The sequence below is a fragment of the Flavobacterium araucananum genome (genome assembly GCF_002222055.1).
In the GTDB taxonomy this organism is placed as follows: domain Bacteria; phylum Bacteroidota; class Bacteroidia; order Flavobacteriales; family Flavobacteriaceae; genus Flavobacterium; species Flavobacterium araucananum.
In genome coordinates this window covers 52166-68367 of record NZ_MUGS01000007.1, presented here as the reverse complement: position 1 = coordinate 68367, position 16202 = coordinate 52166, and the positions used below count along the sequence as shown (strand labels likewise).

At 34.1% G+C, this 16202-nt stretch carries 10 protein-coding genes; 9 read left to right on the top strand and 1 reads right to left on the bottom strand.

Annotated features, from left to right (window positions below; translation table 11 throughout):
• The gene (locus tag B0A64_RS07120; RefSeq protein WP_089478828.1) at window positions 1-1143 is read left to right on the top strand and encodes a cystathionine gamma-synthase; all 1143 of its coding nucleotides are present in this window, start codon (window positions 1-3) and stop codon (window positions 1141-1143) included.
• A gap of 56 nt (window positions 1144-1199) precedes the next feature.
• Here B0A64_RS07120 and B0A64_RS07115 read toward each other — a convergent pair whose 3' ends face one another.
• A complete protein-coding gene (locus B0A64_RS07115) occupies window positions 1200-1994 on the bottom strand; it encodes a THC0290_0291 family protein (protein WP_089478827.1) in 795 nt (264 codons plus the stop codon).
• Between the two features lie 326 nt (window positions 1995-2320).
• Here B0A64_RS07115 and gdhA point away from each other — a divergent pair, with 326 nt between their 5' ends.
• The 8 genes from gdhA to B0A64_RS07070 all read left to right on the top strand — a co-directional run bounded on the left by gdhA (window position 2321) and on the right by B0A64_RS07070 (window position 16006).
• The gene (gdhA, locus tag B0A64_RS07110) at window positions 2321-3664 is read left to right on the top strand and encodes an NADP-specific glutamate dehydrogenase (RefSeq protein WP_089478826.1); all 1344 of its coding nucleotides are present in this window, start codon (window positions 2321-2323) and stop codon (window positions 3662-3664) included.
• 133 nt (window positions 3665-3797) lie between these two features.
• The gene (gene porZ / locus B0A64_RS07105; protein WP_089478825.1) at window positions 3798-6068 is read left to right on the top strand and encodes a type IX secretion system anionic LPS delivery protein PorZ; all 2271 of its coding nucleotides are present in this window, start codon (window positions 3798-3800) and stop codon (window positions 6066-6068) included.
• A 13-nt stretch (window positions 6069-6081) separates the two neighbouring features.
• Window positions 6082-7116 carry an acyltransferase family protein gene (locus B0A64_RS07100; protein WP_089478824.1) on the top strand — a complete coding sequence of 345 codons (1035 nt, stop codon included), beginning with the start codon at window positions 6082-6084 and terminating at the stop codon, window positions 7114-7116.
• A complete protein-coding gene (gene recO / locus B0A64_RS07095; RefSeq protein ID WP_089478823.1) occupies window positions 7110-7823 on the top strand; it encodes a DNA repair protein RecO in 714 nt (237 codons plus the stop codon). The genes B0A64_RS07100 and recO overlap by 7 nt, the downstream gene beginning before the upstream one ends.
• 131 nt (window positions 7824-7954) lie before the next feature.
• Window positions 7955-9847 (top strand): outer membrane protein assembly factor BamB family protein, encoded by a 1893-nt coding sequence (locus B0A64_RS07090; RefSeq protein ID WP_089478822.1) that lies wholly within the window; start codon window positions 7955-7957, stop codon window positions 9845-9847.
• Between the two features lie 56 nt (window positions 9848-9903).
• Window positions 9904-11823, top strand: coding sequence for a hypothetical protein (locus B0A64_RS07085; protein WP_089478821.1), 1920 nt, complete (start codon window positions 9904-9906; stop codon window positions 11821-11823).
• A 204-nt stretch (window positions 11824-12027) separates the two neighbouring features.
• Complete coding sequence (gene ileS / locus B0A64_RS07075; protein WP_244285368.1) at window positions 12028-15618, top strand: isoleucine--tRNA ligase; 3591 nt, start codon at window positions 12028-12030, stop codon at window positions 15616-15618.
• A gap of 7 nt (window positions 15619-15625) precedes the next feature.
• Window positions 15626-16006, top strand: coding sequence for a TraR/DksA family transcriptional regulator (locus B0A64_RS07070; protein WP_007807070.1), 381 nt, complete (start codon window positions 15626-15628; stop codon window positions 16004-16006).
• The last annotated feature ends 196 nt before the right edge of the window (window positions 16007-16202 follow it).

The following is a 16202-nucleotide window of genomic DNA, read 5'->3' as shown; positions in this document are numbered from 1 at the left end:
ATGAAATTCAATACTAAAGTAATACATGGGGGTCAACATCATGATCCAAGTACAGGAGCAGTTATGCCTCCGGTGTATCAAACTTCAACTTTTATACAAACAAGTCCGGGAAAACCTTTGGCGGATTATGAGTATAGCAGAGCGTCGAACCCAACTCGTACGGCTTTAGAAAATGCTTTGGCAAGTATAGAAAATGGTACTCGCGGTTTGGCATTTTCGTCCGGTTTAGCAGCTACAGATTGTGTTTTAAGATCTTTTAAAGCAGGAGATGAAATTATTGCAATGGATGATTTATACGGAGGAACTTATAGAATGTTTTCTCGTATTTATAAAGATTCGGGAATTAAATTTCATTTTGTAGATATGACTGATATCGAGAAGCTGAAAGCCTTAATCAATGAAAATACAAAACTGATTTGGGTAGAAACACCAACAAATCCGTTAATGAAATTAGCCGACATCGAAGAAGTGGCAAAAATTACAAAAGCACATAAAATTTTATTTGCAGTAGACAATACTTTTGCAACACCATATTTGCAAAAACCTCTTGATTTAGGGGCTGATATCGTCATGCACTCTGCTACAAAATATTTAGGCGGACACTCTGATGTTATTGCCGGAGCTTTGATTGTAAAAGATGAGGCTTTAGGAGAGCAATTGCATTTTCAGCAATTTGCTACGGGAGCAACACTTGGGCCAATGGATAGTTTTTTAGTTCTAAGAGGAATTAAAACACTTTCGTTAAGAGTACAAAGACATTGCGAAAATGGAGAAAAAGTGGTTGAATATCTAAGCAATCATCCTAAAATTGATACGGTTTATTATCCGGGTTTAAAAAGCCATCCGTTTCATGAAATTGCTAAAAAACAAATGAAAGCTTTTGGCGGAATGGTTTCTTTTACATTTAAATCAGGTAAAAAAGAAGATTCGATTTCGTTTTTAGAGAAGCTAAAAGTATTTACTCTGGCAGAATCTCTTGGAGGTGTTGAGTCATTGGCCAATCATCCGGCTTTGATGACGCATGCTTCTATTCCGGCAGATAAAAGAGCAGAAGTTGGTATTACTGACGACTTGGTTCGATTGAGTGTTGGTATTGAAGATGCCGAAGATTTAATCGCAGATATTGAACAAGCATTAGCATAAAAATAAAAACCCCCAACTCGAAAGAATTGGGGGTTTTGTTTCTGTTTTTTATATCCTTAAAATTCCAGATAATAAATATATCCTGCATTAAACCAAACCTGAGAATCATTTGATTTGTTTTCTTTATAAAGGTCTTTATTTGGATTTAAACCATCTACCCAGTCAGAACTATATCCCTGATAACGAACTTCGAACATCAAATCGCTCATTGTTGTTAACTTATAATGTACACCTACTCCGGCAGTAGCAGATAGTACAACGCCGTTTTCATTAGAGAAACCAAATTGTCGACCATCAGAAGGGGTTAAGTATTTGGGGTAAGTTGTAGAAGCCAGTCCTAATTGTCCTAATCTGGATCCTGTTTTTGCAGAGTAATAACTCACCTGAAATCCTAAACTTAAATAGGGACTAAAACTACCTATTGTATTTTCGAAGTCATGGATTTTCATAAACGGAGAATACTCTAATTGAGCTCCAAGGTTTACTAAGGTTGAGCTACCGTGCATAGCTCTAAGGTGTTGCACCAATCCTTTGCTTTTTTCTATATCTACCCATTTACCAAAATGTTCCAGATTGGTTTTGTTGAAAGATAATTCGGATCTGACTTTAAAATGTTCTGTAAAAAAACTTTCTCTGTTGTTGTTGGCAGAGAAGTTTATAAAGTGAACAATTCCAATACCAAATCCAGTATTTCCAATGTTAGTGTCAAAATTATTTCTTTGACCATAATCAGATTGAAAAGATAAAGGACCGAATATTATTCCTACTTCTTGGGCAAGATCAGATTGTGCAGTCGCTATCGTGGTTATGCCAAAAAAGGCAAATAACGTCATTATTATAGGTTTGAGCATGTTTTTGGGCTTTCAAATCTTGGCAAATATATAAAAAACATGCATTAATCAAAATATAAAATACGTGTATTAAAAAATTAGTAACAAAAGACTTAATTTCTTGACTTTAAGTACAGTGATTCGATGCAAACTTCGAAGTCTAAAATCGTATTTTTAGGATTGTTTAGAAATTACACAATTCTGTTTCAAAAACGAAAAAAAATAACAAACCATGATAGATTTGTTCTACCTTTGCGTGTTGTTACGAAAACGTTTTCTTAAAACGTATTTTCTTGTTTAAATGATTTTAAAGTTTACAAACTATTTATTGAATAATTTATTTAAAAATGGAACAAAAAATAAATGAATTTATGGCTCTTGTGGAGTCAAAAAATCCAAACGAGCCAGAATTTCTTCAAGCCGTTAGAGAATTTGCAGAAACGGTAATTCCATTTATCGCCGATCGAAAAAAATATGATGGAAAAAATTTACTGCTAAGAATTGCTGAGCCGGAAAGGTCGATTATTTTTAGAGTTCCCTGGGTTGATGACAAAGGGGAGATAATTGTAAACAGAGGTTTCAGAATTCAGATGAACTCTGCAATTGGACCATACAAAGGTGGAATCAGATTTCACCATACCGTTAATTTATCGGTGTTAAAATTCCTGGCTTTCGAGCAGGTATTCAAAAACAGCCTTACAACTCTTCCAATGGGTGGAGGAAAAGGAGGATCTGATTTTGATCCGGAAGGAAAATCTGATGGAGAAATCATGCGTTTCTGTCAATCGTTTATGACTGAATTATGTCGTCATATTGGTCCAGATCTTGATGTTCCTGCTGGAGACATTGGTGTAGGTGCCAGAGAAATTGGTTACTTGTTTGGGCAATATAAAAGAATTAGAAATGAATTTACAGGAGTGCTAACCGGAAAAGGATTGGCTTACGGTGGTTCATTAATCAGACCGGAAGCTACTGGTTATGGTGTTGTTTATTTTACAGATCAAATGCTTCGTACTATCGGGCATGAAATAAAAGGAAAAAGAGTTGCAATTTCAGGATTTGGAAATGTAGCTTGGGGAGTGGCGCTAAAAATAAATGAATTAGGAGGGAAAGTAGTTACTATTTCCGGACCTGATGGTTATATTTATGATGAAGAAGGAATCTCTGGAGAAAAAATCGAACACATGGTCGAAATGAGAGCGACCGGAGATAACAGAGCAGAACTTTATACACACAAATATCCAAATGCTGTTTTTCATAAAGGAAAAAGCCCTTGGGAAGTAAAAGTAGATATTGCTATACCATGTGCTACTCAAAACGAATTAACAGGAGAAGATGCTAAAAAACTAATTGATAATGGTGTTTTATGTGTTACTGAAGCTGCAAATATGCCTTCGACACTGGACGCAATTAAATTATTTTTGGATAATAAAGTACTTTTTGCTCCAGGAAAAGCTGCAAATGCAGGTGGAGTAGCTGCATCTGGATTAGAAATGACACAAAACTCAATTCGTCTAAACTGGACAAGTGAAGAAGTAGATTTGAGATTAAAAGATATTATGATTGGAATTCATAACCAATGTAAAAAATATGGTACAGGCGAAGACGGTTATGTAAACTACGTAAAAGGAGCTAACATTGCCGGATTTGTTAAAGTTGCCGATGCTATGCTTGCTCAGGGTGTAGTATAAGTTTTATTTACAATTTTAAGATGCCTTCATTTTTCTTTTTTTAAAGAGAATTGAAGGCATTTTTTTATTTCTAAAGAACAAAAAACTAATACTTTCGTTTGTAGTATATTTGTCTATTCGAATATATCAAATAATGAAGAAAAGCTTTCTGTATATTTTGTTTTTAATGCTGTTTCAATTTAGTTTCGCTCAGAATAAATTGTCCTGGCAGGGTTATTTTTCGTTTAACGAAATAAAAGATATTTCACAGACTTCAACAACTGTTTTTGCTGCGTCAGAGAATGCCTTGTTTTCTAAAAATGCAGCAACAAACACCATCAAAACTACTACAACGGTCGAAGGGCTTTCCGGTCAGACAATTTCTGCCTTATATCATAGCGAAGGATTCAAAAAAACTATAATTGGTTACGAAAACGGACTTATGATTGTGGTCAATGATACAGATGGCAGTATTTTGAAAGTGGTAGATATTCTAAACAAACAATTACCGGCAAACCTAAAAAAAGTCAATCACTTTATGGAACATAACGGTTTGGTTTATGTTTCTTGTGATTTTGGAATTGTACAGTTTAATTTGACAACCTTACAATTTGGAGACACCTATTTTATTGGAGATAATGGTGCGCAAATCAATGTGAGGCAAACGGCTTATTTTAACGGATTTATTTTTGCAGCCACGGCAAGCGGAGTTAGAAGAGCAAATAGTACCAATGCAAATCTGATCGATTTTAATCAATGGGTCGTAGTCAATTCAGGAGATTGGTCCAGTGTAGAAACATTAGACACAGAACTTATTGCAATAAATTCGAGCGGATATATCAACAGGTATAATTCGAATACATTTGTTGGTTTTTTGCAACTACCGCAAGCAGCAAAAGATATGCGTGCCGTCAATCATAACTTATTTATTACAACATCAAATACGGTTTTTGTTTATAATAATCAAATGATTTTAAACCGTCAGATTACCAATACTCAGGTCAAGGATAATTCTGTAAACTTTAGCTGTGCAACAGCTATTGGTGATTTGCTTTATATTGGTACAAAAGATAACGGTTTGTTTTCTTCGACGTTATCAAGTTCTTCGACTTTTGAAAATAATACCCCAAGCGGCCCTTCCAGAAATAATGTTTTTGCGCTTCAGGCTACGGCAACTTCATTATGGACCGTTTATGGAGATTATTCAGGGGTTTATAATCCATATCCTAAAAAGAGTTACGGGATAAGTAAGTTTAGCAACAATAAATGGCTCAATGTTCCTTACGAGAAAGTTTTGGGTGCAAAATCTTTAATACGAATTGCTGTTGATCCTGCAAATGAGAAAAAAGTTTATATAGGTTCGTTTGATACCGGTTTGTTAAAAGTAGAAAACGATGTACCCACTTATCTTTACGGAACAGCAAATAGTTCATTGCAGGCAGTGCCTAAAACGCAGGATGTATGGGTCAATGGGATGGTGTTTGATAAATCAGGTAATTTATGGATGAACAATAGTCTGGTCGATAACGGGATAAAAATGCTGAAGCCTAATGGAGACTGGCAGGTTTTTTCGACAGAGTCAATCATAGTCGATATTCCGAGTTGTCCTTTTGGAAGAATGTCGATCGATAAAAATGGAACAAAATGGATTGCTACATTTAATAATGGTATTGTAGGGTTTAATGAAAAAGGAAATGTTTTTAAAAAAATTACAATAGGAGCAGATGCAGGAAATCTTCCTGTAGTTGATGCACGTGTGGCTACTCCGGATAATAATAATCAGCTCTGGATAGGAACTACAAAAGGATTAAGAGTTTTGTCTAATGTAAATAGTTTTCAAACAGACAATCAATTAGCTACAAAACCAATTATTATTGTCGAAGACGGTTTGGCTCAGGAACTATTGTACGAACAATTTATTACAGATATCGTGGTCGATGGTTCAAACAATAAATGGATTGCAACAGCAGATTCCGGAGTATTTCTGGTTTCGCCTAACGGGCAGGAAACAAAATATCATTTTACCATAAACAATTCGCCGCTGCCTAGCAATACGATAAATGATATTGATATTGACAGCACAACAGGAGAAGTTTTTATTGCTACAGACAAAGGATTAATTTCTTTTAAAGGAACCTCTACAAGTGCAAATGAAGATTTGAATAATGTATATGTTTACCCAAATCCGGTTCGTCCTGGATTTACCGGAACCGTAAAAGTTGCCGGTTTATTAAACAAAGCAAATATTAAAATTACGGATATAGAAGGGAATCTTGTTTATGAAACTACTTCAGAAGGAGGGACAATAGAATGGGATACAACTGCATTTGGAAGATATAAAGTGGCATCAGGAGTATACATGATTTTTATTTCGGCACAGGATGGTGGCGAAACCAAAGTAAAAAAAGTAATGATTATACGGTAAGTTTAACGCAAGTATGAATAATAAAAATTGTTTCGATTTTTTACGGTTTTTCTTTGCTGCAAATATTCTGTTGGCACATCTTTGCGAACTTTCTCAAAACAAAAACCTGGCATTCTTATCTTATTTTTCTAATGCAATTATAGGCATAAAAGGTTTCTTTGTTATAAGTGGTTTTTTGGTGGCTAAAAGTTATGTAAATACACCTTCTTTAAAAGAGTATTTTATAAAAAGAGCCAAAAGAATTTTGCCTGCTTATGTTGTGGTCATTTTGTTATCGACCCTTATTTTTGCTTTTTTTAGCAGTTATAGTTTTTTGGCATATTTTTCGGATAGTAGCGTTTATCAATATTTAGGATGGAATTTAATCTTTATGAATTTTATGCATCCTTGTTTGCCCGGACTTTTTGATAATAATCTTCATTGTGCTGTAAATGGTGCATTGTGGACTCTAAAAGTCGAAGAAGGTTTTTATATGGTCTTGCCTTTGATTTTTTATGTAATTAGAAAATCCCGAAAACCCTTGTTGATACTTGCAAGTCTCTATGTTTTATCATTATTATATTGGTTTGTTATGGAGTCGCATTTTAATCAACCCTTATTAGCGAAGCAATTACCCGGTTACTTGTCTTATTTTGCAACAGGGATCTTTTTATTCCTGAATTTTGATTTTATAATGAAAAACAAAACAAGACTTTTGTTCTTGTCCGTTTTAGTATTGCTGATGTGTTATTTTTCAAGTTTTGAGATAGATTTTCTATATCCCGCAGCATTTGGACTTATAGTTATAATTGCAGCCTACAATCTTTCCTTTTTAAATAATTTTGGCAAGTATGGTGACTTTACCTATGGATTGTACATTTACCATTTTCCTATAATTCAGCTTTTCAGACACTATAATTTATTCGAAAAATACAACCCCTTTCTAATGGCAATTGCCGTAATTTTGATTACACTATTCTTCGCCCTGCTTTCTTGGTTTTTTATTGAGAAAAGATTTTTAGACAGGTTTAAAAAAAATAATCAAAAGCAAATTCCGACGCTATGTTAGTCAAAACAAAAGCAATCGTAATCTCGACATTAAAATTTCAGGAAAAAAGTCTGATCGTAAAATGTTTTACACTTTCAAACGGCTTGAAATCTTATTTTGTACGAGATGCTTTTTCAAGCCGCAAAGCCAGTCAAAAGATTGCTTACTTTCAACCCTTATCGATTCTCGAAATCGAAGCGGTACATAAAAACAAAGGGACTTTAGAAAACTTTAAAGAAATAAAAACTGCCGTACCGTTTCAAAGTATCCATACAGATATTATAAAAAGTACAATGGTAATGTTCTTGTCTGAAATGTTGCATCATTCTATACAAGAAGAAGAAAAAAACGAATCGCTGTTTGTTTTTTTAGAAACTGCTTTGACCTGGCTCGATCATCACGACGAAATTTCTAATTTTCATCTGATTTTGCTTTTAGAAATTACAAAGTATTTGGGCTTTTATCCGGATGTATCAGAAATTGACCTGCCTTACTTCGAAATGAATGATGGTGTTTTTACGCTTTTTCATGGTATGAGCGCATTAACAGAACATGAAACGAATTTGTTTAAAAAGCTTATAGATTTAAAATTTGATAATGCCCAAAAAGTATTCCATGTTATTGAAAGACAGATTTTATTGAAGATTTTAATTGATTATTATAGTTTTCATTTAGATGGATTTAAAAAGCCAAAATCACTAGATGTATTGAAAGAAATATTTTCTTAAACTGAATGCTATTTTTATATATTTGCGCAGTGAATTTTTATTAAAATTTTGATAATTAAATTTTTAATAAGTTAATTCACTAACAAACCCCCCAGCCCAATTATTAATATTTTTTAAAGAAAAAAATGACTATGAAGAAAATTACTTTTTTGATTGTTTTGCTTTTCGTAGTTGCCTTTTCGGTAACTGCTCAAAGAAAATACGACGAAATAATCACTACCGAGAACAGTGTAAAAGACATGGTTCAGAACGAAATAACAGGAATTGTTGTTTTTAAAGAAGGCGGAACTGTAAAAGGTTTAGATCCGGAGACAAAAAAAATTGTTTGGACCCTGACAAAAGATGATTTTGGATCAACATCAGCAGGTGATATTTTGACAGATCCTGATTTTGGAAAACTTTTTAAAGAAAAAAGTGATTTATCAAGTGTTGCCGGAAGTCCTTATGTAGAGGCTTATATCAATAGTAAATATATTATCATTAATACGGATACAGGTAAAGTTGTATATAATTCGTCTAAAGAATCTTTCTTTGTAATGCAATCAGACTTTATTCCTGAAACAGATGAGTATTTGCTTACCTTAAAAAAGGACGGAGATATGGCAATTGCTTTATTAGATATGAAAACGGGAGAATTAAAATGGAATACTATTGTAGATAAAGCAAAGTCACTGTTTAGTTTCTCATTAAAAGAATCTGCAAATACCAATAAAGCTACAGTACACGGGGCAGTGATTTATTACTTATTGTATGGAAAATTATATTCTTTTGACAGAAATTCAGGAAAATTAAACTGGAAAGCCGAAGAAGATTATTCAAGGTTCTTTTTGACTCAAAATGATAAAAATATTGTAGTAGTAAACAGTAAAGGTTTGTTTGCTGCCAAAGAATATTTAAATGTTTTGAATACAGAAAATGGAAAAAGTATCTGGAAAGAATCTATTAAAACAAAACGTGTTGTTTATTTAGAAGATTGGGGTACAAAATTATTAATTGCGCATTATAGTGGTTTTAACTTTTTTGACTTAAATACTGGAGAAAAAGTTTGGAAAAAAGATGCGCGTGGAGATGGTTTAAAAAGAGTTATTCCAATCGATGAAGATTTCTTGTATGTTGCAGAGAATGAAATGATGTTGATCAATAAAGACGGAGAGAAACTTTGGAAAAAATTCATCGAAATTTCAGATGACAAAGAAGATCCAATTTACTACTTAGGAAAAGTAGGCGAAAAAGTAATGTACCTTACCGGAACTTACGGAAATATGGTTGATTATAAAACCGGAGTTAAGCTTTGGAAACGTAATATTTCGTTTGATAAAAACCGTCCTGTTTTACCAACTTACGACGAAGCTACAAATTCTTACTTAGTTTATAATGATGAGAAATTATACAAATTCGATCCAAGTATTAAGGACAAACCAGAGCCTTTTGCTAAAGTAAACATCAAAAAAGAAAAAGAATTAAACAGTATCGAATTGTTTCCTTGGGGTGTAGTGCTTTCAGGACCAGTTGAGGTAATGGGGGTTAATATGGATGGAACTGTAAAATATCATCTTACTTATACACAACCTGGTGAAGGAACAAGACGTTTGATCAAAAGTGCTGCAATTGCAGGAAGTATTGGTTTAAGTGTTGGTTCATCAGTAAGTGCAGCACAAGGTTCTGAGTTAACAATGACCTATCGTGATTCTAGCGGAAACATGAGATCTACCGTTATTAGAGAAGAAGATAAATCAAAATTGAATCAGGCTAAAAATATGGCAGGGGCTTCAGCTGCTCTTGGTATTGTAGCGGCTAAATTTAATTCTCGTTTTAATGCAATGAAACAAAACAGAGATTTTTCTTATATTTTTGCAAAAGCAGATAGTGGAGAAAAAATTTTAGTAAAAGTTAGTAAAGTCGATGGAGTTGAAGTTGATAAAATCATTTTCAACAACAACAAACCAGTTTACGAAGTAGATCCTGCGACACAAAATATTTTTTATGTTTCGGATAAATCTATTCAAATCTTTAATAAAAAATAAGAAAATTAAAACCCCAAGGCCATCAGAATTTATTTCTGGTGGCTTTTTTTTTGCCTATGAAAAAAACATTACTCTTAATTGCTTTGCTTGTAATTGGTTCAATTCAGGCACAAGAAAAAATAAGCTCGAAAACAAAGAAATTTAAAATTCCGGTAATTAGATATTCAGAATTTGCAGTTCTTGACAACGCATTAACGCAAACCGCTTTTTACCAAATGGATAAATCGCTGCAAGAAGAAGAATCTAATTTAAAGAAAGATTTTTTTAACATTGATGGATTTATAAAAGATCCGGTAAACGGGAAGCTTAAAATTTATTTAACTTTTGCGATGCCCAGATATACCGATACGCAAATAGATAGTGTGTATGATAAGAAAGAAAATCATTGGACTTATAATGCGCATTCTAACTATATAAATAATGTGAAACTGGATGTTAAATACGGAGATAAAATTTTATTGACTAAGGATTTTGGAGGTTCAGATTCCTATTCGGTAAGTGTAGGGAATAGTCTGGGCGCTATGAAAATTGCAGCCTCAGAAAATGATAAAAAAATAAGAGCCGCTGTCAAGGATTCCGATTATAGTAGTGTAGGGCTCGGGTTTGATAATGTTGTTTACAAAGCAGTAATCAGGATCCAGGATTTTTTAAATTATAAATTTGGATATACAACCAGTATATCTAAAGAAAAATTTGAATTTGTAACCACAAAAGGACATTCAGAATACAAACAAATGTTGGCATTCGAGACTGAAATTACGTCTCAGATGGAGAAAGTGACGCTTGAGAAAGGGCTGGACGAGAAATTATTAACGCCGCATTTGCAGTATTTAGAAAGTTTATTAGTCAAATACCCGCTTTCTCCGGCAAATGAAGACATTCGTTTTATTGTAACCAACAACTTGGCACAAACGTATCTTTTACTTGAAAATAAAGAAAAAGCCTTGCAATATGCTAATTTATTAATCGAAAATGACAAACAAGATTCCAGAGGATCTACAATTGTCGAAAGAGTGAATAAAGGCTATTTTGCTGATAAAAAGATGCGTAACCATACCAATCGTTTTGCAGAGCTTAAAAAATTAGGCGCTAAAATTGCCGAAGAAAAAGAAGAAATGAGATTGGCTTTTTTTGAGAAAATCGATCGTCAGGAAGCCGATTGGAATATTGAAAAAGAAAATAGAGCAGCAGCCTTAGAAAAAAGCAAAATACAGCGAGACAACATGCTTGACTCTATTGCATATCAGTCTAATCCCGATTTGTTAGCGAAGATCATTGCTAATTTGGGAGGAAGTGATGTTTTGAAAAAAGTAGAGAAAACGCATTTATTATCCAAGCTTACCCTGGAAGACAGCAAGGTGCCGCAAACAGAAGAGAGATGGGCGACAACCACAAATTATCTTCTAAAAAAGAAAATGCCTGAAACGTATTATGAAATTGTAAACGGACCGGAAGCATGGAGTCATAGTGATCGCGAAAGTGGAGTGGAAGCGAAATGGGCAAAATTACCTGTCTATACTTACAACAGTCTGTCTGCAAATCTTGATCCTGTAAATTTCCTGACCGCTTTTAGACTTGATCTCTGGAATAAATTAGACCTTTTAGGTGATGAAGTGGTTGACGGAAGATTGTGTTATCATTTTAACTATCTTGAAAAAACATTAAATTCAGGTAACAGGACAATTCCTAAAACAGATTACCATCTTTTTGTAGACAAAGAAAATTTCTCGATTGTTGCAACAGAAAGAACAGAATTTGATGATGGAAATAAAAGTTTCTTTGAACGAAAGCTTTTTAAAGATTATCGTCCGGTAGCAGCTTTAAATTCAGGAAAGATTCCGCATAAGATTAATTATGAAATCGAAGATTTTTACGGTGATACGTTCTATCAGGAAAGCCGTGAAAAAGTCGAGGTAAATGCAGTTTTTGGAAATCGAATTTTCATGAAAGAAGTTTATTTCGGAGCTTTTAAATAGTCTTTTAAACGTTGTACAAACGAATAGTAAGAATTGATTGGTTTTTGGTTTATTAACTCATTTTTCTGAGATTAGTACCGGAAACTAATCAATTTTTTTGTTTTTGTAACTATTGTCTCAACAAATGTTTGTGAAATTTCAAGAAAGTGGTGGTCAATAATCCAAAATTCCTTACTTTCGCACCTCGATTAAGAAAAGGATAAAATGAGCACAAAATTTACTGAATACAAAGGACTTGACTTGCCAACAGTAGCGTCAGAAGTACTTGATTTTTGGAAGAAAGAAAATATATTTGAAAAGAGTGTAACTACTCGCGAAGGTGCAGAGCCTTACGTGTTTTTTGAAGGTCCGCCTTCAGCAAATGGTTTACCGGGAATTCACCACGTGATGGCACGTGCGATTAAAGATATTTTTTGTCGTTATAAAACTCAAAAAGGTTTTCAGGTAAAAAGAAAAGCCGGTTGGGATACGCACGGATTACCTGTAGAATTAGGTACCGAAAAAGAACTAGGAATTACAAAAGAAGATATTGGTAAAACAATTTCTATCGAAGAATATAACGAAGCGTGTAAAAAAACCGTAATGCGTTATACGGACGTATGGAATGACCTGACCGAAAAAATGGGATATTGGGTAGATATGGAAGATCCGTATGTGACTTACAAACCCAAATATATGGAGTCTGTTTGGTGGCTTTTGAAACAAATCTATGATAAAGGTTTGTTGTACAAAGGATACACGATTCAGCCCTATTCTCCAAAAGCAGGAACAGGATTGTCTTCTCACGAAGTAAACCAGCCCGGAGCTTACAGAGATGTTACAGATACTACAATTGTAGCGCAATTCAAAACATTGCCGGAAACACTGCCAGCCTTTTTACAAGGTTTTGGAGATATTCATATCCTGGCATGGACAACTACCCCTTGGACATTGCCATCGAACACCGCTTTGACAGTGGGTCCAAAAATTGACTACGTTTTAGTAAAAACTTTCAATGAGTATACAGGAGAACAAGTTAATGTCATTCTGGCTAAAAATTTGGTTGGAAAACATTTTAAAGGTAAATTTTTCGAAGTACCTGTATCTGTTGATTTTTCTAATTTAAAGAATGAATATGACGGACTAGGAAGAGTTGAAGCAATAACAGGACAAAAGCTTACTGATATTGATTTTCGTAATTTATTTGATATTAAGGTCGGTAAAAAAACACAAGGTTACGATAATTCAAAATATAAAGAGATTGGATATGGTTATGATGAAGAAATAATAAATTTTATTGAAGCTTCTGATATTCAAGTTGTAAATAAAAAAGTGCCTTTTCAGGTTGTTGCAGAAGCAAAAGGAGCTGATTTAGTTGAGATTCGTTACGAACAATTATTGCCTTACGTATTACCCTATCAAAATGCCGAAAATGCTTTTAGAGTAATCGCAGGAGATTTTGTAACGACAGAGGATGGAACAGGAGTTGTGCATACCGCTCCAACTTTTGGTGCAGATGATGCTAAAGTAGCAAAAGAAGCAAAACCTGAAGTTCCGCCAATGTTGGTTCTTGACGAAACCGGAACCGCAGTTCCTTTGGTAGATTTACAAGGGAAGTTTACTTCGCATTTAGGAGATCTTGCCGGTAAATATGTTAAAAACGAATATTATGATGCAGGACAAGCGCCAGAGCGTTCTGTTGATGTAGAAATTGCTATTCGATTAAAAGAAGAAAATAAAGCCTTTAAGGTTGAAAAATACGTACATAGTTATCCACACAGTTGGAGAACAGATGAGCCGTTATTATATTATCCACTAGACTCTTGGTTCATAAAAGTAACCGATGTAAAAGATAGAATGTTCGACCTGAACGAAACTATCAATTGGAAGCCTAAGTCTACTGGTGAAGGACGTTTTGGGAATTGGTTGAAAAATGCCAACGACTGGAATTTATCTCGTTCTAGATATTGGGGTATTCCGTTGCCAATTTGGAGAACTGAAGACAAAAAAGAAGAAGTTCTTATTGGTTCTGTAGAAGAATTGTACAATGCGATCGAAAAATCTATCGAAGCAGGTTTTCAAAAAGAAAATCCGTTTAAAGGTTTTGAAATCGGAAACATGGCTGAATCAAATTATGATTTAATCGATTTGCATAAAAATGTAGTCGATCAAATTACTTTGGTTTCGGCTTCAGGCCAGCCAATGAAACGCGAAAGTGATCTTATTGATGTTTGGTTCGATTCTGGAGCAATGCCTTATGCACAATGGCATTATCCTTTTGAGAATAAAGATAAAATTGACGAGAATAAAGATTTTCCTGCAAACTTTATCGCCGAAGGTGTCGATCAGACTCGTGGATGGTTTTATACCTTACACGCTATTGGAACTTTGGTTTTTGATAAAGTAGCGTATAAAAATGTAGTTTCGAATGGTTTGGTTCTCGATAAAGACGGAATAAAAATGTCTAAGAGTAAAGGGAACACGATAGATCCTTTTAAAACCATTGCAGAATATGGTCCTGATGCCACACGTTGGTATATGATCATGAACGCGAATCCGTGGGATAACCTAAAATTTGACCTTGAAGGAATTGCTGAGGTTCGTCGTAAATTCTTCGGGACATTATACAACACCTATTCCTTCTTTTCATTATATGCGAATATCGATGGATTTAAATATGAAGAAGTGGAAATTCCGTTAAACGAAAGACCGGAAATCGATCAATGGATTATATCTGAATTACATACTTTAATAAAATTTGTTGATGAATGTTATGATGATTATGAGCCAACAAAAGCAGCAAGGGCTATTTCTGACTTCGTGCAGGAAAACCTGAGCAACTGGTACGTTCGTTTATGTCGTCGTCGTTTCTGGAAAGGTGAATATGCTCACGATAAAATTGCAGCTTACCAAACGCTTTATACTTGTTTGTTAACGATCAGTAAACTAAGCGCTCCGATCGCTCCTTTTTTCATGGATAAATTGTACCGAGATTTGACAAGTTCAACAGGAACCGAGCAATATAGCAGTGTTCACTTGGCTGAGTTTCCAAAATTTGTCGAAAACTTTGTTAATAAAACGTTAGAAAGCAAAATGCAGAAGGCGCAAACTATTTCCTCTTTGGTTTTATCGCTTCGTAAAAAAGAAATGATCAAGGTGCGTCAACCTTTGCAAAAGGTAATGATTCCGGTACTTGACGAGAATCAGAGAGCCGAAATTCAGGCTATTTCTGAGCTGGTAAAAGCCGAAGTAAACGTTAAGGAAATCTTGCTTTTAGAGGATGATTCAGATATATTGGTAAAACAAATTAAGCCTAATTTTAAAGCGTTAGGACCCCGTTTCGGTAAGGATATGGGTCTGATTTCTAAGGAAATACAGTCTTTTTCGGCAGATCAGATCAATCAATTAGATAAGCAAGGCACGCTGGATATTGTTATTGCTGGAAATAATGTAACTTTATCATTAGAAGATGTCGAAATAACATCTCAGGATATCGAAGGATGGTTGGTTGCAAACTCAAACGGAATAACAGTTGCGCTTGATATTACAATCTCGGAAGAATTGAAAAACGAAGGAATCGCCAGAGAACTGGTAAACAGGATTCAGAATATCCGTAAAGATTCCGGATTTGAAGTTACCGATAAAATTAAAGTTCAAATAAAACGTAGCGGTATTTTAGAAGAAGCTATCCTAAAAAATGAAGACTATATAAAGTCTGAGACACTAACAGATAGTTTGGTTTTTGTAGATGTTTTAGAAAACGGCACAGAAATTGAATTTGATGATATTAAAACAATGATATTAATTTCAAAATAATATAAAGATGATAGATGAAATTACAAGATACTCTGATGCTGATTTAGCAGAGTTTAAAGAGATTATCCAAAATAAAATACAAAAAGCACAAGCCGATCTGGATTTAATAAAAAGTGCTTATATGAATGATTTGAATAACGGAACAGATGATACTTCTCCAACTTTTAAAGCATTTGAAGAAGGAAGCGAAACAATGTCTAAAGAAGCAAACTCACAGTTGGCTATCAGACAGGAAAAGTTTATACGCGATCTAAAAAACGCATTATTCCGTGTTGAAAACAAAACATATGGTATTTGTAAAGTAACAGGTAAATTAATTGGCAAAGAAAGGCTAAAAATCGTTCCTCATGCTACAATGAGTATCGAAGCTAAGAACTTGCAACGATAATAAATACTGAATGATATAAGCGCTCCTTTTAGGGGCGTTTTTTTTTGTTTAATGTTTTGTAGAAAGGGCGGTAAAGTACAGGTTGTTGTTTTTGAAAGAAATTAATTATAATACAAAAAGAGACAACCAAAATAGGACTTTGCTTTTTGTAAGAAGAAAAAAGCACTGGGTTTTGGGTGAGATAAAAGTATTTTTT